24 protein-coding genes are annotated in these 25,791 nt (G+C 53.6%); 17 read left to right on the top strand and 7 right to left on the bottom strand.

Annotation, left to right across the window (positions count from 1 at the left end):
* The 14 genes from H6G62_RS19445 to H6G62_RS19380 form a co-directional block, all read left to right on the top strand.
* On the top strand, positions 1-1,915 hold a 1,915-nt coding region (locus H6G62_RS19445; RefSeq protein WP_190498208.1), incomplete at its 5' end, for a CHAT domain-containing protein.
* Positions 1,916-2,251: 336 nt separating this feature from the next.
* On the top strand, positions 2,252-2,410 hold the full coding sequence (locus H6G62_RS19440) for a hypothetical protein (protein ID WP_190498206.1): 159 nt from the start codon (positions 2,252-2,254) through the stop codon (positions 2,408-2,410).
* A complete protein-coding gene (locus H6G62_RS19435) occupies positions 2,410-2,715 on the top strand; it encodes a hypothetical protein (protein ID WP_190498204.1) in 306 nt (101 codons plus the stop codon). Before H6G62_RS19440 ends, H6G62_RS19435 begins: the two co-directional genes overlap by 1 nt.
* A 540-nt stretch (positions 2,716-3,255) precedes the next feature.
* On the top strand, positions 3,256-4,818 hold the full coding sequence (locus tag H6G62_RS19430) for a hypothetical protein (RefSeq protein WP_190498202.1): 1,563 nt from the start codon (positions 3,256-3,258) through the stop codon (positions 4,816-4,818).
* 737 nt (positions 4,819-5,555) lie between these two features.
* Positions 5,556-5,900 carry a hypothetical protein gene (locus H6G62_RS19425; protein WP_190498201.1) on the top strand — a complete coding sequence of 115 codons (345 nt, stop codon included), beginning with the start codon at positions 5,556-5,558 and terminating at the stop codon, positions 5,898-5,900.
* A gap of 254 nt (positions 5,901-6,154) precedes the next feature.
* The gene (locus tag H6G62_RS19420) at positions 6,155-6,616 is read left to right on the top strand and encodes a hypothetical protein (protein WP_190498199.1); all 462 of its coding nucleotides are present in this window, start codon (positions 6,155-6,157) and stop codon (positions 6,614-6,616) included.
* Complete coding sequence (locus tag H6G62_RS19415) at positions 6,594-6,932, top strand: hypothetical protein (protein ID WP_190498197.1); 339 nt, start codon at positions 6,594-6,596, stop codon at positions 6,930-6,932. The genes H6G62_RS19420 and H6G62_RS19415 overlap by 23 nt, the downstream gene beginning before the upstream one ends.
* Positions 6,933-6,950: 18 nt before the next feature.
* On the top strand, positions 6,951-7,475 hold the full coding sequence (locus H6G62_RS19410; protein ID WP_190498196.1) for a hypothetical protein: 525 nt from the start codon (positions 6,951-6,953) through the stop codon (positions 7,473-7,475).
* 379 nt (positions 7,476-7,854) lie between these two features.
* The gene (locus tag H6G62_RS19405; protein ID WP_190498194.1) at positions 7,855-8,286 is read left to right on the top strand and encodes an EVE domain-containing protein; all 432 of its coding nucleotides are present in this window, start codon (positions 7,855-7,857) and stop codon (positions 8,284-8,286) included.
* Between the two features lie 33 nt (positions 8,287-8,319).
* On the top strand, positions 8,320-11,643 hold the full coding sequence (locus H6G62_RS19400; RefSeq protein WP_190498192.1) for a helicase-related protein: 3,324 nt from the start codon (positions 8,320-8,322) through the stop codon (positions 11,641-11,643).
* Between the two features lie 24 nt (positions 11,644-11,667).
* On the top strand, positions 11,668-15,375 hold the full coding sequence (locus H6G62_RS19395) for a TaqI-like C-terminal specificity domain-containing protein (protein WP_190498190.1): 3,708 nt from the start codon (positions 11,668-11,670) through the stop codon (positions 15,373-15,375).
* A gap of 28 nt (positions 15,376-15,403) precedes the next feature.
* Positions 15,404-15,829 (top strand): hypothetical protein, encoded by a 426-nt coding sequence (locus H6G62_RS19390; protein WP_190498188.1) that lies wholly within the window; start codon positions 15,404-15,406, stop codon positions 15,827-15,829.
* A 61-nt stretch (positions 15,830-15,890) separates the two neighbouring features.
* Positions 15,891-16,232, top strand: coding sequence for a DUF6883 domain-containing protein (locus tag H6G62_RS19385; protein WP_190498186.1), 342 nt, complete (start codon positions 15,891-15,893; stop codon positions 16,230-16,232).
* The gene (locus H6G62_RS19380; RefSeq protein ID WP_190498184.1) at positions 16,229-16,681 is read left to right on the top strand and encodes a hypothetical protein; all 453 of its coding nucleotides are present in this window, start codon (positions 16,229-16,231) and stop codon (positions 16,679-16,681) included. The genes H6G62_RS19385 and H6G62_RS19380 overlap by 4 nt, the downstream gene beginning before the upstream one ends.
* Before the next feature lie 89 nt (positions 16,682-16,770).
* On the opposite strand, the gene H6G62_RS19375 is transcribed toward H6G62_RS19380, so the two are convergent.
* The gene (locus tag H6G62_RS19375; RefSeq protein WP_190498182.1) at positions 16,771-17,316 is read right to left on the bottom strand and encodes a site-specific integrase; all 546 of its coding nucleotides are present in this window, start codon (positions 17,314-17,316) and stop codon (positions 16,771-16,773) included.
* 270 nt (positions 17,317-17,586) lie between these two features.
* Positions 17,587-18,183: a tyrosine-type recombinase/integrase gene (locus H6G62_RS19370; RefSeq protein WP_190498179.1), complete on the bottom strand. Its 597-nt coding sequence runs from the start codon at positions 18,181-18,183 to the stop codon at positions 17,587-17,589.
* 99 nt (positions 18,184-18,282) lie between these two features.
* Here H6G62_RS19370 and H6G62_RS19365 point away from each other — a divergent pair, with 99 nt between their 5' ends.
* Positions 18,283-21,264 carry a Tn3 family transposase gene (locus H6G62_RS19365; RefSeq protein WP_190498177.1) on the top strand — a complete coding sequence of 994 codons (2,982 nt, stop codon included), beginning with the start codon at positions 18,283-18,285 and terminating at the stop codon, positions 21,262-21,264.
* A gap of 92 nt (positions 21,265-21,356) precedes the next feature.
* Here the strand turns inward: H6G62_RS19365 and H6G62_RS19360 are convergent, their stop codons facing one another.
* From H6G62_RS19360 to H6G62_RS19345, 4 genes are all read right to left on the bottom strand, one after another.
* Positions 21,357-21,935, bottom strand: a complete 579-nt coding sequence (locus H6G62_RS19360; protein WP_190498175.1) for a hypothetical protein — start codon at positions 21,933-21,935, stop codon at positions 21,357-21,359.
* Positions 21,936-22,216: 281 nt separating this feature from the next.
* The gene (locus tag H6G62_RS19355; RefSeq protein WP_199325123.1) at positions 22,217-22,612 is read right to left on the bottom strand and encodes a hypothetical protein; all 396 of its coding nucleotides are present in this window, start codon (positions 22,610-22,612) and stop codon (positions 22,217-22,219) included.
* On the bottom strand, positions 22,612-23,331 hold the full coding sequence (locus tag H6G62_RS19350; RefSeq protein WP_190498173.1) for a ParA family protein: 720 nt from the start codon (positions 23,329-23,331) through the stop codon (positions 22,612-22,614). The genes H6G62_RS19355 and H6G62_RS19350 overlap by 1 nt, the downstream gene beginning before the upstream one ends.
* A 347-nt stretch (positions 23,332-23,678) precedes the next feature.
* Entirely contained in the window at positions 23,679-24,344 is a 666-nt protein-coding gene (locus tag H6G62_RS19345) for a tyrosine-type recombinase/integrase (protein WP_190498171.1), read from the bottom strand.
* A gap of 252 nt (positions 24,345-24,596) precedes the next feature.
* Here H6G62_RS19345 and H6G62_RS19340 point away from each other — a divergent pair, with 252 nt between their 5' ends.
* Both H6G62_RS19340 and H6G62_RS19335 read left to right on the top strand, forming a co-directional pair.
* Positions 24,597-24,806, top strand: a complete 210-nt coding sequence (locus tag H6G62_RS19340) for a ribbon-helix-helix protein, CopG family (protein ID WP_190498168.1) — start codon at positions 24,597-24,599, stop codon at positions 24,804-24,806.
* 157 nt (positions 24,807-24,963) lie between these two features.
* On the top strand, positions 24,964-25,329 hold the full coding sequence (locus tag H6G62_RS19335) for a response regulator (protein ID WP_190498166.1): 366 nt from the start codon (positions 24,964-24,966) through the stop codon (positions 25,327-25,329).
* Positions 25,330-25,474: 145 nt separating this feature from the next.
* On the opposite strand, the gene H6G62_RS19330 is transcribed toward H6G62_RS19335, so the two are convergent.
* Positions 25,475-25,791: transposase (locus H6G62_RS19330; protein WP_190492062.1), on the bottom strand; the 317-nt coding region annotated here is incomplete at its 5' end.

Below are 25,791 nucleotides of genomic sequence, written 5' to 3'. Positions count from 1 at the left end.
TGCTTACGCCTCTCTCGGTCAATATGAACGCGCCATTGACTTCCATGAGCAAAGTCTAGCGATTTACCGCGAGATCGGGGATCGCCAAGGGGAAGGCCGCGCGCTGGCCAGTTTGGGCCCTGCTTACGCCTCTCTCGGTCAAGATGAACGCGCCATTGACTTCTACAGTCAGGCGCTGTCTATTTTTAGTGCCCTGGGTAATCGGGCTGAAGCGGGCCTCACCCTTAGCAACCTTGGCCGACTTCTCAACGCCCAAGCCCAGCCCGAACTGGCCATCGTCTTCCTCAAGGCCTCCGTTGATGTGCACGAATCCATCCGGGGCGATATTCGCGGATTGGATACGGCTCTACAACAGTCTTTCACCGATACCGTTGCCGACGGCTACCGCCTGCTAGCCGACCTGTTGCTGCAACAAAACCGCATCCTGGAAGCCCAGCGGGTGCTGGATTTGCTGAAGGTGCAGGAACTGGATGAGGCTTTGCGGGGTGTTCGCAGCACCAGCGACACGAGCGGCGGCGTGGCCTTTTGGCAAATGGAAACTGACTTGCTGGCTCTCTATAACCAAGTGATCGCCGATGCCGACGAACTGACCCAACTGCAAGCCGCCGATTACGACAGCCTCAGCCCCGAACAGCAGCAGCGCCTTCAAGATCTGCGCCAGCGTAACGCCGATGTGCAAAGCCGATTTGTTGCCTTCCTCGACTTACCCGAAGTGCGGCAACTGCTGGCCCAAATTCGCCAGGAGACCGAGGGTCAAAACCTCGCCATCGAAAACCAGCACCGCGCGTTGCAAAACAACCTGCGCCGCCTGCCCCAAAAGACGGCCCTGCTCTATCCGTTGATTCTGCCCGACCGCCTAGAACTCGTCCTCGTGACCGCCGATAGCCCGCCCCTGCGTTATCCCATCGCCGTGGGTGGGGCCGAGCTAAATCGCGCCATTGTGGCCTTTGGCCAAGCGCTAAAAGACCCCAGCAGCGACATTCAACCCCTAGCCCAGCAGCTCTATGGCTGGCTGGTGGCCCCCCTGGAGGATGCCCTCGCCCAGGCGGGCATTGAATCCCTGCTCTATGCGCCGGATGGTGCCCTGCGCTATGTGCCCCTGGCGGCGCTGCACGATGGCGACCAGTATTTGGCTCAACGCTTCAGCCTCAGCCACATCACAGCGGTTTCGCTGTCTAACTTTGACCAAGTGCCCGACCCGGCCCAGCGACGACTGCTGGCAGCGGCCTGTGCCGAATGCAGCTTTACGGTGAATGTGGGAGATCGGGCCTTTGTCTTTGAGGATTTGCCCTTCACCGAACCCGAAGTCAAAGCCTTGGCCGAACAGATTCCTAACACCCGCGTGCTGCTAAACCAGGGCTTTAGCCGTCAGGAGTTGGAAAATCGTTTGGGTAGCTACAGCATCATTCACCTCGCTACCCACGGCGCGGTGGTGGAAAATGCCCCGCGTCAGTCTTTTGTGGTGCTGGGCAGCGGCGAACACGTCACCCTGGAGGACATTCGCCAAAGCTGGAACCTCAATGCCGAGTTGGTAGTGCTGAGCGCCTGCGAGACGGCGGTGGGCAGTGCGGAACTGGGCAGCGGCGTGGAAATTCTGGGCCTGGGCTACCAAATTCAGGATGCCGGAGCGCTGGGGGTGTTGGCCTCGCTGTGGCAGGTGAGCGACCAAGGCACCCAGGTGTTGATGGGGGCGTTTTACAATGCCCTGGGCCAGGGCATGAGCAAGGCCGAGGCCTTGCAGGTGGCTCAGAACGCACTGATTACGGACGATTTTTCGGCGGTGGGGAGGCCACGGGCCACAATAGATGTGATTGATACGGCCACAGGCCAACCGCTACAGGCGAGTGAATCCAGCGACTCTTTGGCTCACCCCTACTTTTGGGCACCGTTTATCCTCATTGGCAACAGTCTGTAGTAGGTCATGCTCTAGGAGGTGTCAAAGCCCTCGGCCTTCAACGCCTTGTAAACGGTGGATTTAGGCAGGTTTCGGGCTTTGCAATATGCGGAAAGGGAAAGGTTACTCATGGTTGGAAACGGGTTAGAAACGTTGAAAAAACTGGGCAGGGAACAAAATCAGGCGTTCCCAGCAGCCGCCCCCTAGTTTTTGCAATGGTCACAGGGCGTTCACTGCTGAACATGGTTATAGCATAAATTTATGTAGTTAGCATATAATTAGTGCATAAGGCATTAACATAAATTTGGCCACTCGTTTATTGAGGCGATACAATCCATGCAAAACCAAGCGGTAAGCATGACTAAGCGGCTAACAATTTCGATTGAGGATGATGTTTACGATGTCCTCGAAAAGTGGGCAGACGAGGAAGTGAGAACCCTTGCCAACCTGGCAGCGGCTATCGTCACCCTTGAGGCCCGTAAACGTGCAGCCACCGCAAGTGAGGGCAGCAAATAATGGCGAACCCAGATGCAACCTTTTCCATGCTTGAGGCCATGTCGGCCCGGTTGGAAATTGTTACCCGGTCATTAGAGCGCACGGCTGAGGCTGTCGAAGCCAACAGTGCCCAGGTGGCCAGCCTAAGTGAGTCCATCACCCGGCTAGAAATTCAGATTGAGAATGGCTTTGGCCGCATCGAAAACCTGATCCAGCAGCAGCTAGAGCTAAGCCGCCAGCAGCACGAAACCGCCCAGATGCAGGGGCGGCATATCGAGCGGTTGATGGGGGTAGTAGAGACTCTGATCCAGAGCAGGGCAGCTTGAGCCACAGCCGAACCCGGCTCCGGTACCGGGCCTGGTGGCCGGTTGATCGGAATCGGGGTGCGGATCTACAATTTGGCGATTTGAAGACTAAGGAGGTGAAAACGATGTGACGCGATTACCCCCAAACAGCAAAAACGACAGCTCTCCCGCCAAGAAGCTGCTGCCGTCTGCTTAAACCACCGAGAACCGGGGTTAGAAATGATTCAGCAATATTATATCTAACCCCAGATCTGGCCGCAACCCCTTGGCCGCTCTGGGAATGATCCAACAACTATCGCTCTCGATAGAATGTTGATGCCTAGCCAGGTTGGCTGGGATGCCATGGATCATTCACGGAAGCCCGCAACCCTACGAAAGAGGCTTTGCCGTGGATACGTTTAATCTTTCAATCGCGAACCGCCACCGGGGCCAGATCTGGGCCGGGTGCAGTTCTGCATAGTTAAAAGCCCCCTCCGGTTCTCAGCCGGAGAGGGCTTCATTTTTTCTGATTTTTAGGGGCCGCCTGCAAGTTAGCCCACTGTTACTCTCATCAAGAAAGCAATGCAACTCGATTATAGCTATCAAGCGCCAAATCAAAACCCCCAATCTTCCCCCATCCCCCTGGATCAGTACCGGAACAGGCCAGACCGGCAGGAACCGGGGCCGGTACCCAGGGATTTGATACCCAGGGAGTGGCTGGAGAACAAGCGCCTGCCGGATGTCCTGGCCCATGGCATCGTCGTCATGGCGGCTGGGCCAACAGGGCTGTGCTTTCTCACGGCTCTGCACTACTGGATGCCGCGCAGCAAAAATATCTACGACGGGAAGATATGGGTCTATAACACCCTGGAAAAGTGGTGTGGGTACACTGGCCTGCCCATTGGAACCCTTCGGAGAACGATTGATGCCTTAGTTAATGCGGGCATCGTCGAAACCTGGCGACCAAACAGACGGCAACCGATTCGATACACCCTCAACTATCCAAAACTGCGGGAACTAGCCAAGGCCGAATTGATGAAGGCGGGGTACTGGCCAAACTCTGAGTGTGATCAATCTGGCATCACTGAGTCTGATCAAAATGACATGACTCAAACTACCGAGTCTGATCAAAATGACATGACTCAAACTACCGAGTCTGATCAAAATGGGCAGACTATACAGGAAACTAACTATTCACAGGAAAACAACCATTCACAAGAAACCACCACCAGATCCGGAGGGGGTGGGGAATTTGATTTTGAGTTTTTGGAGAGTGAGCCAAGGGAAGCTAAACCTGATCAAGGAACTGGACAGGCCCAGGTAATCCAGATCGAAACAGAATCCACCTCCCTGTCTAGCAAGAAAGATCAAACTGGCACCACAGCAGATCGAGGATCGGAGACTTACAGTTCCGCCGCGCCGTCGCGTTTTGCGCCGCGTCAGTCGCACGATGAGACGGCCCAGGCCCGGATACTGGCCCAGGCTGAGCAGAAGTTTGGGGAGGCGCTAGGGATTAAGAATCAATTTTTGGGCACCGAACCGGCCATCCTGGCTCTGGCTCTGGATGAAACCAAGGCTGCTATCAGCGCACACCAGATCCAAAAATCCGAGATGGGGCATTTTATCTCCCGTATCCGGCACTGGCTGGCCAATCCAGAAGAATTCCAGTCCCACCCCGACATTCGTGGCCGGAACCGGGCACTGGCCAGCATTGCGGAATTCCACGAATTTTTTGGATGGGAAACGGAACAAACCAGCCCTGACTGGCCCGGAGCCGGTGGGTTGGTGGCGGAGCTGGATCTGAGAGGCGCGAAGCGCTACCTGGACTGGTTGATCGGGCGGGCCAGGGGGCTGGTGCGGGATGAGAATCTGAGAATTGGCGAAGATCCCTTTGAGCTGTCTCGGCGTTTCCCCCAGCCCCGGTACACGACGCTCTCAATGATGGTGGATGCTGAATCCTATCGAAACTACCTGGCCTGGGCCGCCACCCAGCCCGATTACGACAGCCCGGAGCATATGGCCTTGATAGAGGAAGCGGAACTGGCCCGTCAGGCGGTGCTGGCCGAGATGCGGGCGGTTAAGAAGCGGATTTATGCGGCCCAGTCCAGCCGGAATCCGGTCGCAACCCAGCGGGTGGAGGTGTAGCCATGTCCGAACTTCCAGAACGGCAGATTTGGCGCAGCATGATCCACCGCTGCCATAACCCGATCAGTTCCGGCTACCCGGCCTACGGGGCAAGGGGTATCGAGGTTTGCCCTGAATGGCGGATTCGGGATCGATACTCCACCGGTTTCCGCACCTTCCTGCGCGATATGGGCCTGCGCCCAACCGTCTACCACTCGCTTGATCGCCTGGACAATGATGGCCACTACGAACCGGGTAACTGTAGGTGGGCCTTGCCCCACCAGCAGGCCCGCAACACGCGCCGCAGCCCCCGTATCACCCTATGGGGCCAGAACCGGCCCCTGGGCCACTGGTGCGAGGCTCTGGGCCTGCCTGACTACAGTTACCACTACTTGGCTTATGCCATCCGGCGGGGTGCCAATCCGCGCCTCACGATCCTCCTAGAGTGCGTCCGGGTGCGGGAATGCGCCATACCTGAGAGATAGGGATAGAATGGGGGTGCCAGCTCCGGCTGGATGCCTCTATGGACGCCTGCACCCGCTACACCTGGTAGCCATGGAGGGCCTACGCAAATTACCGTACCGCCACAAACGCAGGGGCCAGGGAATCACTGGCTCAATCGGAATCACGTTTCACCCCGATGCCCTGGCCCGCCTGGATTTCCAGTGCCAGCTCACTCAGGAATCCAGGGGCAAGGTGCTCAGTGATTTGATCCTCTCCGGCCTGCCCCCAGTGCCGGAGCCGGTTGGGGGTGTGGCATGAGCAGCAGCATTGCCCCGGCAACCCTGTTCGGCTGGGTGGAATCCGGCGAAAACAATGACGACATCAACCAGTGGCTAGAGCAGTTTCCCACCAGCCGGGAGGCGCTGCTGCTGATCACGTATCTGGTGCGCCGAGCCTACCGATTCTGCGACGAGTCGGAGTTGCTGGCTGTCCAGGACTGGGCTGAAACAGCACTGGAGCCGTTTTCCCTGGCCGCCCAGGCGTGGGCGATGGACGAGGTTGCCGGGTACGAGATAGTCAATGGCCGGTTGAACCCTGTCCTCTGGCAGCAGACCCGGAGCCAGAGCTTAAAAGCAGTTTTGATTACTACAGGAGTCTGAGTCATGGACGATATAGAACTGATTTTACAGAACACGATTGCCTCGTACCGGGATGCCGCCCGGTTTTACACAGAGATCCGTGATTACCAGTCCCCCCCACCGGCACCATCGCCGATCCCCCCCGCGCCGGAACCAGAAGCGAGTACCGGAGATCGACTGGAGGCCATGGGGGCACAGGAGTTGTACGAAGCTTTGCAGGCTGATCCAAAGGCGCTCTTAGCCCAACTAGCTTTGGCTGATCGGGAGGGGAGCTGATGGCTGGTTTATATCGCTATGCTGCCCGTGCCCGCGCCGCCCTAGCGGCCCAACCGGTACCGGAACCTGTCCCCCCCCAGGACGGGCCTGAGTTGGGGGCAATCTTCCAGCAGCAGCTCCAGCAGCTCCAACAAGCCATGCTGGCCCCACCCTCCCGGTCTCACCCTGCTGGTCGGAGAAGGAACCCCCGGCTCCCTCCCGGCAGGCCCAGGCGGGGGTTGCGCGATCATCCATTCTGCAATCTGGCCGACGCACCCCCGCACCCCACCCAGGCCGATCTGGAACAAGTATCCGGCCAGGTGCTGCGGCTGTACCAGGATGGCGGGGGCAAGCTCAGGCGACACCAGGAGGCCCAGGAGCAGGCCGAGATTGATTACGAGTTACAAACCCACTCGGAACCCGGCCCGGAGCCGGTGCAGGGGCAGGAGGATAGGCAGGATGGCAAGAACCTGGACGGCTGAACAGCGGGAAGCGCAGCGGCAGCGGTGCTTGGAAACGAAGCCCTGGACTCGGAGCACCGGGCCGACCAGTGAGGAAGGCAAGCTGATCAGCTCTATGAATAACCTGCGACATGGCCTGTACTGCAAGCGGAACAAAATCGTCAGGCTGCTGGCCACCTGGCTATTGCAGGCCCAGCAGCTTGAGGAATGCAAGGCCGAGCTGGCCACCTGGCTCCCCCAAGCGCTGGCCCTACGGCGGGAGAACCCGGCCCTGTTTGATGCCCTGATTTTTCAGATCCAAAGTGAGAACAAACAGGAAACAGGGAACCCTGAGTAAAGAATTCAACCTTTCTCTATGGCTAAATCTTTCTCTTTTCTCTCTCTCATTTTGGTGTTGCTGGCTGTAGGCTGCTCTGGAGGTAAAAATCAGGAGGCCGCTGAGGCTGCTGTTGAAGCGTTGCAGGCAGTCGATTCTGCTGTAAGCGTTGGCACAAATATGGTGAATTATCGCCAAGCCATAGTCCTGGCAAGAACAGAAGTTGATCAGTATCTAGCCAAAGATTCTGATTCTGAGTTTGCCCAGAACCTCAGCCGTGCGATGGACGGGCACCAGGCTGCGGCTGACTGGTGGCAGTGTGAGATTGCACGGGCGCAAAACTCTTTAGAGACACGGTGGGATGCCCAGGCCCGCTGCCGGGACGCTGTTTTACCCTCTATTTTTGTTCTGTATCCTGATGCGGAGCCCAAAGTTGAAGCTGCCGTAGCAAACCGTCAGTCCCCCTTAGAGTATCAAAGTCAGGCGCTAGACCCTGACGCTATGCTTCAGTTTGTCTGGAGACACACCAGCGCAGATACGGACAAAGTAATAGAGGCTCTGTAACCCTGGCCTCTATCCATCCCCGTTGCCCCCTAACCCCGGCTCCGGTGCCGCCAGGGCCGGGTTTTGGTGCTGGCCACCTGGCTATTGCAGGCCCAAATAATCGATCTACCTAGCTTCAATCCGCTGGGGCTGCGTATGGCTTCCATTGCGTTGCATTGCGCAAAAGTTAAAGATTTAGGGTGTCCGCGTGATTCTGGCAGACGGATAGGTAATCTAGGTGAAGTGAACCTCCCTATCTTTGAATGCTGCTGAGTTTGAAGCATTCCTAAGTGATGTGAGTTGGTCGCTCCGGTTGGTCGTTGTTCCTGTAAATCAAAGAGAGTGATGCACCCCCCAGTGCGCTGTGTTACTGCGGGGATGTTTTAGGGATGACGCGCCCATGGCCTATTGGCTTTTTCAAGGAAACCCAAAGTATTACCGCATCCTGGACGGCATTCGAGACTTCACCCAAATGCCCTGGTTGGTCACGCGCTATGCCAAGGAGATGCAGCCCGGTGATGGGGTGCTGATTTGGATGGCGGGGCCAGGGGCCGGGATTTATGCCATTGCAGAGATCATCGACACCCCTAAGCCGATGCCGGAGCCGCCCGATATCGGTTACTGGCTGGATAAGTCACGCCTGGGTAAACAAGAGATATCGGCGACCCTACGGTTTACGGACAAGCTGCTGGATCGGCCCTTACTGCGCAGCGACCTGAAGCAAGACCCGGTGCTGAAGTCGTTGACGGTATTGCGCCAGCCCAACGCCACCAACTTCAAGGTGACGGCGGCAGAGTGGCAGCGGGTGTATGAGCTAAAGAGTCAAGTCTGATGATCGATTGCGCTATCCAGTAACACTGCCAATATGCAACAAACGAGCCTTTCCACCTCTGTCTCTGGCATTCGCGACAACTCTGAAGCACGGGGTAGTGTCGGACAGTTTCTCAAAGAGAAAATCCAACCGGGTGCGGATTTATCCATCGTGTCGGCTTACTTCACGATTTATGCGTTTGCAGCGCTCCAAGATCAGCTCTTAGGTGCGCAGGGCTTACGGTTCCTGTTTGGTGAGCCCCGGTTTATCAAATCGCTCGACCCCGAAAAGACAGAGAAGAAAGCCTTTCACATTGAAGATGATGGCTTGGCACTCTCGATGGAGCGGTTGCAGCAGCGGGCGGAGGCGCGGGCCTGTGCGGATTGGATGCGCCAGGACAATGTGCAGATCCGCTCGGTCAGGAAGACCAACTTTTTGCACGGCAAGCTGTATCACGTTGCTCAAAACGGTGGTACTGATGCGATTTTGGGCAGCTCCAACTTTACGGTGAGGGGGTTGGGGCTCTCACCCCAGAACAGCAACATTGAGCTGAACCTGGAGGTTACAGATAAGCGTGACCTGGCAGATCTGCGGCGGTGGTTTGACGAGCTGTGGACTGACCTAGATTTGGTTGAAGATGTCAAAGCTGATGTCATTGAGTACCTGGAAAAGCTCTACCAGGATCATTCGCCGGAGTTCATCTATTACAAGACGCTATTTCACCTGTTTGAGTCGGGGCTAGCGTCGCAGGAGGAGGCGGATCGCAAGACTGAGCAGAATCTCCTCGATACGGAAATTTGGAAGACCCTGTTTGAGTTCCAGAAGGACGGGGTGAAAGGAGCGATCAAGAAAATCCTGACCTACAACGGCTGTGTGATTGCCGACAGCGTGGGACTAGGAAAAACCTATGAAGCCCTAGCCATCATCAAATACTTTGAGATTCGCAATGACAAGGTGCTGGTTCTCTGCCCGAAGAAGCTACGGGAGAATTGGACGGTCTACCAAGCCGTCAATAACAGCACCCTCAATCCCTTTGTGGATGATCGCTTCTCCTACACCGTCCTTTCCCACACGGACTTGAGCCGCGAGGGGGGCTACTCTGGTGACATCAATCTGGAAACCTTCAACTGGTCTAACTTTGACCTGGTGGTCATTGACGAATCCCACAACTTCCGCAACAACACCAAGGGCAAGCGGGATGAGGAGGGCAATATCATTCGCCAGAGTCGGTATGAACGCCTGATGGATGCCGTGATTCGCAGTGGCCCCAAAACGAAAGTGCTGCTGCTGTCGGCCACCCCGGTCAACAACGACCTGACCGACCTGCGTAACCAGCTCTATTTCCTCACGGAGGGTAGCGATTACACCTTTGCGGATTCCCTGGGCATTCACAGCCTCAAAGACATGCTAGGAGCCGCGCAGCGAACGTTTTCCCAGTGGTCACAGAAGGGTGAACGCCATTCCAATGACCTGCTAGAAAGCCTGAGTTCGGCCTTCTTTAAGCTGCTGGACGAGTTGACCATTGCCCGCTCCCGTCGCCACATCCAGACCTATTACCGGGCCACCATTGATGAGCTGGGGGGCTTCCCAGAACGGTTGAAGCCGATTTCACGGTTTCCTGATGTGGATCTGGAGCATCGGTTTTTAGGCTATGAGCGGCTAAATCATGAAATCTCTGAGTACAAGCTCGCGTTGTTCAATCCCACCGCCTATGTGCAAGCCGCCTACCGCGATAGCTACGACAGTCCTGGGGATGGCAACTTTCGCCAGAGCGACCGGGAGCATTACTTGATTGGCATGATGCGGGTGAACTTCCTGAAACGATTAGAAAGTTCTGTCCATGCCTTTCGCCTGACGATGGAGCGCACCGTCCAGAAAATTGAGGAGTTGGAAGATAAAATTGAAGCGTTCCAGCAGAGGAAAGCCAAGAACCCCGACCTCGACTTGGCGGAACTCAATATGGACGACCTGGAGGATGACGACCTTCGCGATGCCATGCAGGTTGGCAAGCGTTTAGCCTTCAATCTGGCTCACTTACATCTCGATGAGTGGCTGAAGGACTTGCGGGCCGACAAGGCCCAGCTCAATTTGCTGGCCATCTCGGCCAAGGATGTGACCCCTGATCGCGATGCCAAGCTAGCGGAGCTGAAGGCGCTGATTCACCAAAAGGTGACGAATCCTACGACAAACCAGGATGGGGAACCCAACCGCAAGGTGCTGGTCTTTACGGCGTTTGCGGATACGGCCATGTATCTGTACGACAACCTCCAGGCATGGGCTTCGGAGTTGGGTATCCATTCCGCTTTGGTGACGGGCAGCGGGCCGAACCGAACCACCTTGGGCCGCAACGAGTTTAATCACCTGCTGACTAACTTCTCGCCGCGAGCCAAGAAGCGGAGACAGATGGAGTCGATGCCCCAGGACGCGGAAATCGACTTGCTCATTGCCACGGACTGTATTTCAGAGGGTCAGAACCTCCAGGATTGCGACTATCTGGTGAACTATGACATTCACTGGAATCCGGTGCGCATCATTCAGCGCTTTGGGCGGATTGACCGGATTGGCAGCCGCAACTCAGCGGTGCAGATGGTGAATTTCTGGCCGACGGAAGACTTGAATCAGTACATTAACCTGAAAAACCGCGTGGAGGCCCGCATGGCCTTGGTGGATGTCACCGCCACTGGCGAGGATAATCTGCTGGAAGAAGACCTGACAAGGGCCATTGAAGGGGATTTGAAGTACCGTGATCGTCAACTGCTGCGGCTGCAAGAAGAAGTGCTGGATCTGGAGGATTTGAATGAAAGTGTGGACTTTACCGACTTCACCCTGGATGACTTCCGCATTGACCTGAGTAAGTACCTGGAGGGCAACCGCGATGCCCTGCGGGAGGCTCCCCTGGGGCTATATGCGGTTGTGCCGCCGGAGGTTTCAGCGGAATCGGCTTACCGCAAGGTGGTAGAACCGGGCATCATCTTTTGCCTGCGCCAAAAGTCGGAGGCCAAGGCTAGCGAGACGGTGAATCCGCTTCAGCCCTACTTTTTGGTCTACATCCGCAGTGACGGCGAGGTGCGCTACCGCTTTACCCAGCCCAAGCAAATCTTGGATATTTACCGAGAACTCTGTGCTGGACGCACCACCCCCTACGAAGATTTCTGTCGGTTGTTTGATCGGCAAACCCAGCAGGGAGCTGATATGTCGGCCTATGTGCCGCTGCTTGAGAAAGTAGTGAAGTCCATTCAGCAAACCTTTCAGCGCCGTAATATCAAGCAGCTCCAGATGGGCCGGGGGGGCTTACTGGTCGGCAAAAGCGAGCAGCCCCAGGACTTAGACGATTTTGAGCTGATTACTTGGCTCGTGCTTTTAGCACCGAATACGTAGAGACACTAGCAGCAGAGTACGGTTATGGCAACGGTCACCTTTCTTGAAGAACTACAGTCGATCCTCCACGGCTTTCAGCGGGGCAGCCTGAAGGACAATGCGCTGGCCCTGTTGGGGCAGTTGGGCTACCGCAGTGACAAACAGATCGACCTGGAGCCGAACACCGTCGCCACCTTCAAGGAAAACTTTGACAATGGGCCGGATCACCTTCAGTTCAATGATGACCGTGCCCTGACGCATCAGTGGCAGTCGGTGGATTTTCTATTTCAGCTTGCGGGGGACGATCTAGCCATTGGGGGACAGTGGCCGCTGGTACGGAGCCGTGCGGTGGATACCTCGGCGGCGGCGTGGCAGTCGTACCTGTTCTTTGCCATTCGTCTGAAAGACCGGGCAACCCCCTATACCCGCACAGAGCTTTCCAATATCACCCGTGAGGTCAACAAGCTGTTTTTGATGCCCGCGATGGTGATTTTTCAGCATGGGCAGACGATTACGCTGTCGGTGATCAATCGGCGGCTCGACAAGCGCTACTCTGATCGGGATGTGCTGGAAAAGGTGACGTTGATTAAGGACATCAACATCGCCCAGACCCACCGGGCACATCTGGAGATTTTGGCGGATCTGGCTAGCGATGAGCTGTACCGAGTGCAGGGGTTCACCAGCTTTGAGGAACTGCACCAAGCATGGCAGAAAACCCTAGATAGCTCGGAACTGAATAAGCGATTCTTTCAAGAAGTGGCGAACTGGTATTTTTGGGCAGTGCAGCACGTTCAATTTCCTGGCCCACCAGAGATGGATCCCCAATCCCGCAACGAGATTAACACCATTCGCCTGATTACTCGTCTCATTTTTGTCTGGTTTCTTAAGGAAAAGGGATTAGTTAGTGATGATCTTTTTAATTCTAAGAAGCTGAAAGATTGGTTAAAATCTCTCAAAAAAGATGACAGCACCTATTATCGTGCCATTTTGCAAAACCTATTTTTTGCTACCCTAAATCAAGAAATGAATTGGCCTAGTAAAAAGGTAAACCGCAAGTTTCGCAACAGGTCAAAACAGGAAGATGGGCGCGATCAAAACTACGGTATTGCAAACCTATGGCGCTACGAAGATTATTTCAAAGATGCCGCGCCTGTGGTAGAGAAGTTTAATCAGGTGCCGTTTCTTAACGGTGGTTTGTTTGAGTGCCTAGATAAAGCTGAAAATAAACTGCGAATCGACGGTTTTTCCGATAATCCTCGCTTGGCGGCGATAGTGCCCAATGAATTATTTTTTGCCGATGAGCATGAACCCGATGTTGACCTGAATCAAATTTACGGCATTAAGCAGCGCAGCTATAAGGTGCGAGGACTGTTAGAAATTTTTAACCGATACAAGTTTACCATTACCGAAAATACACCTGTTGAAGAAGAAATTGCCCTCGATCCAGAACTGCTGGGCAAGGTGTTTGAGAACTTGCTAGCGGCCTACAACCTCGAAACCCAAACCACCGCCCGCAAACAAACCGGATCGTTCTATACCCCTCGCGAAATCGTCGATTATATGGTCGATGAGGCGCTGGTAGCCCATTTTGAGACGGCCCTACAATCCCCCACAGTAGCCCAGGCTTCCAGCCTGGAAAAGCTGGGGAGTAGGCAGGATGTCTGTCCTACTTTGAGAGAAAAGTTGCGGCGGCTGGTGGATTATCGGCAGTCGGGAAATCCGTTTGGGGAGAGAACTCCAGAGACGGAGACGTTAATTAAGGCCATTAATGGTCTGAAGGTGCTAGATCCGGCGGTGGGGTCGGGGGCATTTCCGATGGGGATGCTGCAAAAGTTGGTGTTGATTCTGGGCAAGCTAGATCCTAATAATGCGCTGTGGAAGGAGGAGCAACTAGAACAGGCAATCCGTCCGATGCAGGAGGATATTCAGCAGGCACAAAAAATTAGTTATGCCCAGGCTAGAAAAGCCGCCATCGAGCAACTTCAGGAACGCCTAGCGGCCATTGAGGCAGAATTTGCCAATGCGGATATGGACTATCCACGCAAGTTATTTTTGATTGAAAACTGCATTTATGGGGTAGATATTCAGCCTGTAGCGGTGCAAATTGCTAAGCTAAGATTCTTTATTTCGTTGATTGTAGAACAAACCCCAGATGATACTAAGTCTAATCGCGGAATCAAGGCATTACCCAACCTAGAAACCCAATTTGTAGCGGCCAATAGCTTGTTTCAAATTGACAAACAACAGAGCTTGCGACCGGATTCAGTAATTGAAAAAGAAAAAGAATTACAACAGGTACGCCACAAGAATTTTAGTGCCAGAACGCCTGCCACTAAGAAAAAATATCGCAACCTAGATAAGGAATTGCGTCAAGATATCAGCACCCTACTGAAGGAAGTTGGGCTTTCTGCGGCCATTGCTGATACCCTAGCCAATTGGGATCCCTATAACCAAAATGCTAAGGCCGATTTCTTTGACCCCCACTGGATGTTTGGCATCGAAGATGGTTTTGACATTGTGATTGGCAATCCGCCTTATGTGCGGCAAGAGCAGATTACGGCCATTAAGCCCCAACTCAAACCGCTTTATGAGTGCTATACGGGGGTCGCGGATCTCTATGTCTATTTCTTTGAACGGGCGCTGCAACTGCTGAAACCAGGCGGTGTGCTCACCTACATCTGCTCGAACAAATACTTTCGGGCCAACTATGGCGAAAAGCTGCGAAACCTACTGTCGCAAAAGACCCGCATTCAAACGCTGATCGACTTTGGCGATGCCCCGGTCTTTACCGCCATTGCGTACCCTAGCATCATTGTTACCCAGCAGATCCGCCCCAACGGCAACGCCATTGCCGCTATGAACTGGGAAACTGACCGTCCGGTCAAGGAATTTGTTGCAGTCTTTGAAGATAACAAATTTGACTTAGCCCAAACCTACCTCAGCAAAGATGGATGGCAACTGGAATCCCCGGCAATATTCAATATACTGGCAAAACTTAGAGCTAAGGGAACACCACTCAAAAAATATCTTGGAGAGAAAATCTATCGTGGCATTGTCACTGGATTAAATGAGGCATTTATTATTGATTCATCTATGCGCCAAAAATTAATCTCCGAGCATCAGTCATCTAAAGAATTAATAAAACCTTTTATTCGTGGGAAAAATGTAAAACGATGGAGTACGGAGGATAAAAATGTGTGGCTTATTTTTACTCGTAAAGGAACGGCTATCAATAACTATCCTGCGATAAAGCAGCATTTAGGAAAATACAAAAAATCATTAGAAGCAAGACTAAATGTGATTAGAGACGGAGATGAATGGTTTCAAATTCCTTACGCGATAAGCTATTGGAAAAAGTTTGAGCAGCCAAAAATAATCTATCCAGACATTGCAATTGAGTGTAATTTCTCTTTCAGTTTGGATACATCATATTTAGATTGCACCTTGTCGTTAATACCCTCGAATGAATTGTATGTTTTAGGTGTTCTAAATTCCAGCATCACAAATTTTTTCTTTGGTCAAATATGTCCAAAAGTTCGGGGTGACTTTATGCGTTTCAAGACTATATATGTCGAACAGATTCCCATTCCCCCAGCCTCTGATGCTGACAAAGCCGCTATCTCTGCCCTTGTCCAAAAGTGCCTTGATGCCAAAGGCCAGGGCGTTGCTCAGTGGGAAGCTGAGATTGATGACCGGGTTGCCCACCTCTACGGCCTCACCTCCAACGACCTCAAAATTATCCGTGGCGAATAGGTTTTAATTAAAATCAAGGAACATCCCTATGGCTAAAAAACGAAACAAATCAACCGGGTTTGGTGAATTGCTCAAATCTCAAAAGCAACCAAAACCATTCAATACTAAAAGTTCGGGTCGAATACAGCCCCCGGCATTTCTTGACAATGATGATGAAAATCTTGTCAGTATGCCAGAGGAAACGGTTGCCTACCTCAATGAACTCAAAGCCCGCAAAATGGGCCTAGAAGAATTTCGGCAAGAGTTTGGCCAAGATTTAGACATCATTGAAATTTCCGAAGGCTCAATAACAAGTGATACCCTCGGTTCAGATTCTTCTACCTATGAAGGTCAAGTCCTTGCCGTGAGATATGGAGGCAAAAGTGGCCCTGCTGAAATCTTTCCCATGCCCAATGCCAGTGGCCCCGTCCCCGATGATGTATTCGACTATCTAGCCTCCTTTTGGGACTATTAAGCTGATTAAAATGAGTAAATCTTGACCGAACTCAGGAATACCCCAATGGACACTAACGACCATGCCCTATCCAACCGCGTTGGTATTCCCCATCGAGAAAGCGATTTACCTATTCACACGGGATACTGAGCCTGGGCAAGGGGGCGATAAGCAAAAATTTTGGCGGGAGGTTCTGGGGTTTCAATCGCCCGATGCGATTCGGTCTGCCATTTTAGGGAGCCTATCCGTGACGGATTTAGAATTTAAGCGGCAAGATCAGTATGGTGAACGCTATCAAGCCGTCAGCCTCATTCGCGGCCCCAGGAATACCGCATGGTGGGTTAAAACGGGATGGATGGTTCGCCATGGGGAAACCGTTGCCCGATTTGTCACCGCCGTTCCAGAACGCGCTAAGGGGGAATGATGGAGCAATTTCATGAACTAGACCAAGTGCAGTTGCGGGAAGCCATCCCGCTATCTGGGGACATGAGCAATGCGCTAACCCCCACCGAGACAGCCCCCGCTGGCACCGTGGGCACCATTGTCGAGGTCTTGGATCCGGGTCAGGCATTCCTCGTCGAGTTGTTTGGCGATTGGGTCAAACTCCAAGATCCTGATGGCCTATGCAGGGCCGAGGCCCAAGAAGAAGGAGCCTTCCGCGAAACCTTGGGCGTGGAGGTGGTCTATCCTCAGCAAATGGCTTTATTGAGCCGCCGCAGAGACACCAAGGTAGACCTATTCCGCCTGCTAGATGACATGCCAGAGGAACTACTAGATGAGGTGCAGACCTTTGCAGAGTTTCTGTTTTATCGCCAAGCCAAGCAGGCTCCAGCAGCATCCCCAGTCCTATCCCCTCAGACCCCGTCGTCCTAACGTCTCCATCTAATCCTGGTACTTAGCCGAGACCTGCTCCATGGCCTGCTCAGGAGCCAGTATTCTTAGCCGCTTCACTACCTCACCATCTAGTAATCCAGAGCCAGAATTGCCGCCCGCCGCTGGTCTGGACTGACCTCTAAATACCGCTGCAAACTGGCCAAGCTCCGGTGGCCGCTGATTTCCTGAATCACCCGCAAAGGCACCCCCGCATTACTCATCTGGGTCAGGGCCGTGCGCCGAAATGAGTGAGTGCTGATGCCCAGCCCTGCCAGTCCGGCATAGGCCACCGCCTGATCGAGCAGCCAATTCGCCGACGACCGGGCCAGCCTGCCCCGGCCATGCCGACCGGGGAACAGGTACGCCTGCCCGCCGTAGTCGTACTCGCTCAGGATCTGAGCCAGCTTGGGGTGAATGTCGATTTGCCGGGTGGCCAGCTTGCCCTTGGTCGCCTTAGCCGGAAGCCGCAGCACCTCCCCCTGAATGTCCTCCGGTCGTAGGGCCAGCGCTTCACTCACCCGCAGCCCGCAGTAGAGCAGGAGGCCAAACAACGCCCTATCCCGTGGCGACCCCATCGCTCCAAATAAGCGCTCAATCTCATCGTGGCTCAAAACCTTGGCTTGCCCGTCGGCCATCGCCCCTCCTGGCATCGCTCCCCCCAGCCTACTAGACAGAATTAACATTTTGTCGAGTAGAAATCGTTGATTTGCTTAGGTTTCCGGTCGCTTGGTCAGCCGCCCAGGGCCAATCTCATCTTAGACAGGCCAAAACCCTTGATTTGTCGTGACCATATCTCGATTTAAGACTGGCGAGACAGGGAAGGCTTAGTTTTAGCAGTGGAAAAATTTTGGTCGCTAAGGCTGCAAGGCAAACCCATGAGTCCTTAGGGGCAGCAGAGCCAACCCTCAGTCTTGCCAGAAGTCGTGAAAACAGTTTGGAGATAGTTCCGTGTAACGCACCGTGTGCTGAATATTTCGGTGGCCTAGATAGTGCTGAATAGAACGCGTGTCGTGTCCATCATTCACCAGCTTGTAACCACAGCTATGTCGCAGCATATGAGGATGAACAGGGAAGGGAAAATCTGCACGTTTGCCAAGACGACTCAACAGCTTCCGAAACCCCGCCGCTGTCATGGGGCTACCCCGTTCGGTCACAAACAGATAGGGAGACGCTTGAGACTCCCGCTGTAACTTCCGCAAGGCCCGTAGTTCGGGAGCATGTAAGGGATGCACACTAGGAATGCCCCGCTTCAACCGTTTCACATGCAGGAAGCCAGCCTCCAGATCAACCTGACTCCATCGCAACGCACACAGTTCAGAGACCCGTAGCCCGTGTCGATAGGCCAAGAGGATCATCGTGGCATCCCGGTGACCGTAGCGACTGTAGGTTTTGGCGACCGTCCTCAGTTGATCCACCTCTTTGGGCGTGAGGTACTCACGGGGCCGCTTTTGAGTACTTGAGACAGGTAGAGGGGGAACTGTCCCATTTTCAGTCGTTGGCATGGTAGCCCCCGATGTGGAGAACTCAATGTTTTGAGGCAGTTTTGAGCTGCAACTGTCCCATTTACATACCATAATGGGACAGTTGGGTAGCCTTGTGTGATGCCGGTTCAATTCTTAACCCAAGCGGAGCATGAGCAGCTAAATCGGTGTCCAGACGACATCAGCGCTGAGGATTTAAACCGATTCTTTTGGTTAACCCCTGCAGATCATGACGCCATCCGCGACCTTCGCCATGACTACAACCGACTCGGTTTTGCGCTCCAACTGAGCTGCCTGCGGTACCTGGGCTTTTTCCCGGCGAATCTTCCAGAGCTACCGCTATCGGTGGTTCAGTACGTTGCCGCTCAGTTAGCGGTAGCGCCAGAACTACTAGCCTTCTATGGCAGGCGGGGCAGCACCCAGCGCCAACACCAGCGTCACATTCAAACTTTGGCAGGTTATCGTCGGGCGACTTCGGCTGACTTGGCGGACCTCGAAACCTGGCTGATGCAGCGGGCCTTGGAACACGACAAGCCCACCTTGCTATTCACTCTGGCGTGCGAATGCCTCAAGCAGAAACAGATTGTGCGTCCTGGCACGACCCGGTTGGCCCACCTAGTCTCGAAAGCCCGACATCAAGCTCAACGCTTTTGCCATCAAGCCTTGCAGTCTCTTCTCACTCAAGACCGCTGTACCTTTCTAGATCAGCTGTTAGTCATCAATGACGACCTGGGCCGAACGCGTCTATCCTGGCTCCAGCGGACTCCTACGGGCGATAACCCCAAACAAATCCTCGAAACCCTCGACAAAATTACCTTTCTGCATCAGCACCAGGTAGAACGCTGGGATTTGAATGCCCTGCCTCCTAATCGCATCCATCATCTCGCTAAGCTGGGTGCCCGTGCCACGAATCAATACTTGCAACGGGCGAATGAAACCAAGCGTTATCCCATCCTGCTGGCCTTTCTCAAACAGTCGCTCTACTACTTCACCGACGACCTGATTGACATGGTTGACCAGCGAATCTGGCGACTCTACCGAGACGCGAAACGCACCTTTGAGCAAGAGCGACTCCAGGCGACTCAAACGATTAATGAAAAGCTGCAAACCCTGTATGACCTTGGGCAAATCCTGCTCGATGCCGAGGTAGACGATGGTACCGTGCGGAAGAAGGCCTTTGAATCCATCAGTCAGGCTCAATTACAAACAGCCCTGAGCGAAACCAAACAACTCATTCGTCCTGAGCACGACGCCTATGTCGATTACTTTGGCAAAGCGTATAACCGAGTCCGTCATTTCTCCAGTCGCTTTCTTGCGACGCTGCAATTTCAGGCAAGGGAGGACGACCAGGGTCTCTTGAAAGCCCTCCAGTTGGTGCATGAGATTCATACCGGGCAACGCCGCAAGGTGCCCGAGGATGCCCCAACGGACTTTGTTCCCGAGTCATGGCGCTCCTATGTGGTTCAGCCCGAGGGCATCGACCGTCGGTACTATGAACTGGCGGCCTTGTGGGTCCTCCGACAGTCGCTGCGTTCGGGGGCGGTTTATCTCCCTCACAGCCGTCGTTTCAGTGAACTGGAAAGCTACTTTATCCCCAAGGAAGAATGGGCACTGCAGCGTGACCAAGCCGTTGCCCTGCTGGGAACTCCCCTAGAGGCCGAGCCTCGTCTGGTCGAACGGGAGGCTGAACTCCTCCAGTTGATTGGGGTGGTTAATGAGTTACTGAATGATCCCAATGGCGATTTACGGGAAGAGAAGAAAACCCTGGTTCTCTCTCCCATTGAGGCCGATGAGCGGTCTCCTGAACTTACCCAACTGGCGAACACGATTGCCAGTCGGTTACCTCAGCTCGATATTACCGACCTCTTGATTGAAGTGGATAGCTGGACGCATTTCTCCGATGCCCTCGAACACCTGAGTGGGGCTTCTCAACGGGATAACCCCTTGCTGGTTCATCTCTATGGGTGTCTGTTAGCCCAAGCCTGCAACCTCAAGCTTAAGCAGATGGCGACTTCGGCAAAATTGTCTTACGCTCACTTGAACTGGTGCAATAGCTGGTACCTTCGCGATGACACCCTGCGGGAAGCCAATACAGCACTCATCAATTATCACTACCGCCAGCCCCTGAGCCAGCTTTGGGGTGGGGGAATGCTGTCTTCATCAGACGGGCAGCGGTTTCCGGTCAAAGGCTCTGTCCGTCAAGGACGGACGATGCCGCGTTACTTTGGCTATGGCAAGGGGGTGGCCTTTTATAGCTGGACAGGAGACCAGTTCTCTCAATATGGCTCAAAAGTGATTCCCACGACCGCTAGGGATGCCACCTATGTCCTCGATGAGATTCTCAATAACGAGACCGAGCTGACTATCCTAGAACACACCACAGATACCGCCGGGTATACCGAATTGGTCTTTGCCCTGTTTGACTTACTCGGACTGCGCTTTTCGCCCCGGATCCGGGATCTGGCTGACCAGCAGCTCTATCGGACGAAAGCCATCAACTTAGAACCCTACTCCAATCTCAAGCACCATCTCCTCAATACGATTCAGGTGCAGCGCATTCATCAGCAGTGGGATGACATGCTGCGGCTAGCAAGCTCCCTCAAGCAAGGCTGGGTGACAGCATCACTGATGATTCAGAAATTACAGGCTTTTCCACGCCAACATCCGCTGACGCGAGCCCTGCAGGAGTATGGCCGACTCATCAAAACCATTCATATTCTGCGCTGGTATGCCGATGAAGCCCATCGCCGTCGGCTCAATCGCCAACTGAACAAGGGCGAGGCGTTACACAGCCTCAGAACCCATTTGTGGTACGCCAATCAGGGCGAAGTGCGAGAACAGCAGGATGAACAACTCCACAATCAAGTCGGCTGCCTGAACCTGGTCACCAATGTGGTAGTGGTTTGGAATACGGTCTACATTGAGCAGGTGGTTCAGCAGCTCAAGCAAGAGGGCCAGTTTCCAGGCGATGACGTATTGAAGCAGATTTGGCCGACCCGATATGCCCACATCAATATCTACGGCAGGCATCACTTCAATCAAGACCAGATTGGTAAGCCTCTGAAGCTTCGAGAGCTACGCACACCTGGGCCGCTGTCTTAACGACCAAAATTTTTCCGCTGCTAAAACTAAGCCGGGAAGGCCAAAAACTCCCGATGATAGGCAAGGCCAGATTCGGGTACGGATCCAGAATGCTAAGACCAGAGCGGACGCAGATAGGCCAGACCATAGACGACGATCATCAGGCTGTTCGTGACAATCAAGAGCCCTTTGCCCCAGATCGACGACACATTCGACAGCAAAAATGCACTGCTGGCCAGCACCAGGCACAACTCAATCAACGCCCCTAGGGTGCCGTAATGCTTGCGGTCCCAGTAGGAGACGGGGCTGGTAAACCGCACGTCGCTCAACGGGACAAAATGGCGGTGGGCATCATCGTGGTGCAGGGGCAAATCACAGAGGTGATGCAACACCATGCTGGCAAAGAATAGCCCCCAGGCCGTTTGCTTCAAGGCAACACTGACGGCAAGGCCCAACAGCGCCAGGGGAATCGAGTTACCCATCGCAAAGATATCCTGCCAGGGTTGGCTGTAGTAGGCTTCCCGCCAGATCACGCTTTCGGGGAGTTGTTGTACCCACTTGGCCCAGCCATAGAACACAAAGAGGGCGGCATCGGGGGCCATCGCCCCTAGCAAAATCGGCCAGGTATAGCCCCCCTGATCCGGTCGCCGCAACAGGGCTAGGTTCAGGATCAGATGGCTGGGGGTATTCATCGCGGGAACTCCTGAGGGTCGGACGGGCGAAGGGGCTGAGCTTGAGCAGCGGGAAGAGGCCGCAGGGGTGCTAGTGGCCAACTCGGCCTGGACTGACTCAGGCGGCCACTGGCCCAGATTAAACCCTACAGGGAACCGTCTCGTCTGGTCGGCTTGCGAACGACCAGAATGTTTCCGCTGCTATGACCAAGTCTCTAAGGGGGAATGATGGAACAATGTCATGAACTAGACCAGGTGCAGTTGCGGGAAAACGTCCTGTTGTTTATAAACCTATTAGACCTTTATAGATTTAGGGTCTTTTTCAGCTCATCCATGTTGTGAACCGCCCGCCAGTCTAGATCTTGAGCCTGTAGCAATGCGATGGCCGCTTGAATTAAGTGCTGGGGATAGACTCGTTGGTCGGGGGGCACAGCTTCTGTATTGTTGTCTCTTACCTGTTGGGCGGTATCCTGAAGCCAACGCTGCTGACTGCGAGGCACTTTGATATTGAGTGTCGAGAGGGCTTCCTTGGATCGTCTTCGGGTTTGGGCTTGGGGTGCTTTGGCAGCGGTCTCAAGTCCAGTATCAGGCTTGTCTAGTAAAGGGCTTGGTTTTAGGTCTCCTTCTGGAGCCGCCTGATTGTTTACCCCACCAAACTGACCCAGCTTCATGCCACCCATCCGTTTACGGTCTGCCATTATTTCAACCCCCAGGCTTTCATCAACTCTTTCGTAAGGGACTGGTAGGCTTTCGCTCCAATCGACTTCGCGTCGTATGTTCTGACGGGCACCTGGGCTGCTACCGACTCGGCGATCACAATATTCTCCGGAATCGTCGTGTGCAACAGGTTAAACCCTAGGTCGTGGCTGCCCTCGATCAAAATATCGTCAGCTTCACGGCTCAGCACCAACCGTTGACGGTATCGACATCGCAACACATCAATGGGGATCTCTGGGCTCTCTGCCCGAATGAGATTGATGGCCTCCGATAATCCCTTCAGGGCCGCAGGTTCTGACAAGGTTGGCATGAGCACTCGATCCGCATTGAGGACAGCTTGAACGCTGGCATACCCTAAGCTTGGCGGGCAGTCCATCAGGATCACATCATAAGGTATTAGACGTTTAAGTGATTGGCCGATTAAGTCTTTATCTGATGAGAAGTTAAACATCTCGATAGCACCAGGGACGAGAGCCAATCGATTAATGCTGGTGGGTAGTGGTTCCGCCCCATCGTTTAGCCATGCCAGAATGTTAGGCTCAGCTCCATCCATGGCGAGGGTGAAGGATAACGTTCTCTGACCATCAAGGTCGATGGCTACCGTTTTCAGCTTAGCTTGCGCGAGCTCGGCCCCTACATTCTGAGCGGTCGTACTCTTGCTAGTGCCCCCCTTAAAATTCCAAATTGCAACCTTTAGCATCGGGTTCCGTATAGCAACGCAGAAACTATAAGGCCACAATAGGCTTCACCGAAAAACTGTTTATACTCTAAACATCTAATACCTTTAAGTCTATAGAAGATGAGATACTATGACTTAGAGCCTTGTGAATTGTATAGTCATTCCAATTAAGGCTGAGACCCTAAAAGCCTGACTCTAGTAGACTTTCAGGGTCTAGCCTGTCTCATTCTTATGAAGAACAACTATATAGGTCGAGCGGAAGAGAGCTAAGAGACCGAACAGGGACAGGGTGTGCATTCTCTCCCAGCACTCACCAACACAATGCCGTTGCCAACGCAACCATTCACCTCTACAATCGCCCAATCACGCTAACCTTCTTCTCCTCGAAGGCAGTCAAGCATCGCCCCTGCTACCCCCCCAAAAAACAACAACAACGCATCCCCAGCCGCCCGCTGTTCCAGATTCAGATAGCTGGTCAACGACGCCAAACTGGCATGGCCCGTAATCGCCATAATCTGCCGCAGGGGCACCCCCGCATCATAGAGATGGGTGGCCAGCGACCGCCGAAAGGTATGGGTACTGACCCCCTCAAACCCCAGCAGGTCACAGGTTTTCCGCAACGCCTTATCCACCGCACGGGGGCTAATGTGGGGCCGGGGTGGCCGCTCCCCCACCTGCTCGAAACGATAACTGCCGTCCTGGCGCTGGATACGGTACTGCTTCACCGTAGCTTTCGTCCAGGAGGCGGCAGGAAAGAGATAGCCCACCTTGGGCAACGCCACCTGACCGATGGCCCTTTCCAACGGCGACACCATCACCACGGTCTTGGTGCGCTCCGTCTTGGACTGATGAATCACCATCTGTCCGGCCCGGATATCTTCAGCCCGAAGAGAACACACTTCACTGATGCGGCTCCCCGTGTAGTAGGCCAACCGAGTAATGAGGGTGTGGGGATAATCGAGCTCCGCCCAGAGTTGCGCCAACTGGTCTTGGCTCAGCACCTCCGCCTGCCCCCGACGGCTCACCTTCGGCATGACCCACCCTCGACGAAATCTATAGTTCCTATTCTGCTGAAATAAGAACTCTAAAACCACGTTTTCTCAAGCCTTACACCCTACTGCCCCAAAAACTACCCCCACTATTGAGAATGACCCCTCGCTGTTGACAGGGCCAAATGGCTGAATTGTCACCATCACCTGAGTTAACCCTGTTAACTCCATTAACCAACCTGGGAATACAAGAGGTGTCGCCATGACTGGGTTAACCGAGTTTACGGAGTTATCAGGATGCGTCTAGCCCTCGTCGCGGGTCGAGTGCCCCAGTCCTATGTAGACCAACTCGACCAAATTGGAGAGTCCACCGGGAAATGCCAGAGTGAACTGGTGCGCGAAGCCATCGCCGCCTACCTCGACAAAACCGAACCCGCCTCGGTGGAGAAGATGAACCGCAAGCTCAACCAGCTTGAGAAGCAGGTCAAGGCGCTGAGGCTGCTCTAGGGGGATTAGGGGGCTATACGGGTTGCAGTTACAAATCTTGCTGAACTGGACAAAACTATCCGGAGTACGTCTGGATTCATACGTATAGGGCTTATGTAACTTCTGCTACTTCAAGTGGAAGTCCGTAGCGTACACGCCTTTATAAGACCGAAACCCAATGAAAGTTCTAGTTGTTGATGAATCTGCCACCGCACGTCGGATGACCAAGGCATTGCTCACGAGAATTGGCTATGCCGATGTTGAAGAGGTATCCAGCGGGACTACCGCACTTCAAAAGCTGCGAGGAAGTACTTTTGGACTCATCATTGCCGCTTGGGCGATGGAGCCTATGACGGGCCTACAACTTTTGAGAGAAGTGCGAGGGGATAGCAGCCTCAGCGGCATTCCTTTCATTATGGTGATGCCAGACTCTAGCACTGAGAAAGTATTAGCGGCTAAGGAAGCAGGTGTCAACAACTATGTCGTTAAACCCTTTGATACCGATACCCTAAACAAAAAGATTCAACCTGTCTTAGCAAGCTAGTTAAGTTCAAGAACTACAATCTGCATGGCAATCAATCAAGTGTTTTAATCTGATTGAGACGTATATCCATGCGTTGATTTTCCTCCTAGAAAACTAGATCACGAGTTATCTCTATAGCTCACAGAATGCCTAAGCTGATATGCATTTAAATTGCATTGATTGTGTTTCCTTTGTTTTTGATCTTGCGATCCCATTTGATGACAAGCTGCCCTTCGTTCAACAGGTTATGAACAAGCGCTTCTAGATCCTCAATCGACTCAAATAGACGATTGGCAATGAATTCCTTTGCAGAGTGCCAAACTAACTCGATTAAATTATAGTCCGGACTGTAGGGTGGCAGAAATTCTAAAACAATGTTGGGCATCTCCTTCGCTATCTTCTCTAGAATCTCTGCCTTTTTATGAATACTTGCATTGTCTAAAATGATAAGAATCTTAGGGCCATCCTGCTCAAAGTCTTCAA

The organism is Phormidium sp. FACHB-1136 (assembly GCF_014697375.1).
Taxonomy (GTDB): Bacteria; Cyanobacteriota; Cyanobacteriia; order Phormidesmidales; family Phormidesmidaceae; genus Nodosilinea.
This window is presented reverse-complemented; position numbering and strand designations above follow the sequence as displayed.

What these genes read in the sequence shown, in the direction of transcription:
- H6G62_RS19440 (WP_190498206.1), top strand. Translation starts at nt 2,252, where the DNA reads ATGACTAAGCGGCTAACAATTTCGATTGAGGATGATGTTTACGATGTC.
- H6G62_RS19435 (WP_190498204.1), top strand. Translation starts at nt 2,410, where the DNA reads ATGGCGAACCCAGATGCAACCTTTTCCATGCTTGAGGCCATGTCGGCC.
- H6G62_RS19430 (WP_190498202.1), top strand. Translation starts at nt 3,256, where the DNA reads ATGCAACTCGATTATAGCTATCAAGCGCCAAATCAAAACCCCCAATCT.
- H6G62_RS19425 (WP_190498201.1), top strand. Translation starts at nt 5,556, where the DNA reads ATGAGCAGCAGCATTGCCCCGGCAACCCTGTTCGGCTGGGTGGAATCC.
- H6G62_RS19420 (WP_190498199.1), top strand. Translation starts at nt 6,155, where the DNA reads ATGGCTGGTTTATATCGCTATGCTGCCCGTGCCCGCGCCGCCCTAGCG.
- H6G62_RS19415 (WP_190498197.1), top strand. Translation starts at nt 6,594, where the DNA reads ATGGCAAGAACCTGGACGGCTGAACAGCGGGAAGCGCAGCGGCAGCGG.
- H6G62_RS19410 (WP_190498196.1), top strand. Translation starts at nt 6,951, where the DNA reads ATGGCTAAATCTTTCTCTTTTCTCTCTCTCATTTTGGTGTTGCTGGCT.
- H6G62_RS19405 (WP_190498194.1), top strand. Translation starts at nt 7,855, where the DNA reads ATGGCCTATTGGCTTTTTCAAGGAAACCCAAAGTATTACCGCATCCTG.
- H6G62_RS19400 (WP_190498192.1), top strand. Translation starts at nt 8,320, where the DNA reads ATGCAACAAACGAGCCTTTCCACCTCTGTCTCTGGCATTCGCGACAAC.
- H6G62_RS19395 (WP_190498190.1), top strand. Translation starts at nt 11,668, where the DNA reads ATGGCAACGGTCACCTTTCTTGAAGAACTACAGTCGATCCTCCACGGC.
- H6G62_RS19390 (WP_190498188.1), top strand. Translation starts at nt 15,404, where the DNA reads ATGGCTAAAAAACGAAACAAATCAACCGGGTTTGGTGAATTGCTCAAA.
- H6G62_RS19385 (WP_190498186.1), top strand. Translation starts at nt 15,891, where the DNA reads ATGCCCTATCCAACCGCGTTGGTATTCCCCATCGAGAAAGCGATTTAC.
- H6G62_RS19380 (WP_190498184.1), top strand. Translation starts at nt 16,229, where the DNA reads ATGATGGAGCAATTTCATGAACTAGACCAAGTGCAGTTGCGGGAAGCC.
- H6G62_RS19375 (WP_190498182.1), bottom strand. Translation starts at nt 17,316, where the DNA reads ATGGCCGACGGGCAAGCCAAGGTTTTGAGCCACGATGAGATTGAGCGC.
- H6G62_RS19370 (WP_190498179.1), bottom strand. Translation starts at nt 18,183, where the DNA reads ATGCCAACGACTGAAAATGGGACAGTTCCCCCTCTACCTGTCTCAAGT.
- H6G62_RS19365 (WP_190498177.1), top strand. Translation starts at nt 18,283, where the DNA reads ATGCCGGTTCAATTCTTAACCCAAGCGGAGCATGAGCAGCTAAATCGG.
- H6G62_RS19360 (WP_190498175.1), bottom strand. Translation starts at nt 21,935, where the DNA reads ATGAATACCCCCAGCCATCTGATCCTGAACCTAGCCCTGTTGCGGCGA.
- H6G62_RS19355 (WP_199325123.1), bottom strand. Translation starts at nt 22,612, where the DNA reads ATGGCAGACCGTAAACGGATGGGTGGCATGAAGCTGGGTCAGTTTGGT.
- H6G62_RS19350 (WP_190498173.1), bottom strand. Translation starts at nt 23,331, where the DNA reads ATGCTAAAGGTTGCAATTTGGAATTTTAAGGGGGGCACTAGCAAGAGT.
- H6G62_RS19345 (WP_190498171.1), bottom strand. Translation starts at nt 24,344, where the DNA reads ATGCCGAAGGTGAGCCGTCGGGGGCAGGCGGAGGTGCTGAGCCAAGAC.
- H6G62_RS19340 (WP_190498168.1), top strand. Translation starts at nt 24,597, where the DNA reads ATGCGTCTAGCCCTCGTCGCGGGTCGAGTGCCCCAGTCCTATGTAGAC.
- H6G62_RS19335 (WP_190498166.1), top strand. Translation starts at nt 24,964, where the DNA reads ATGAAAGTTCTAGTTGTTGATGAATCTGCCACCGCACGTCGGATGACC.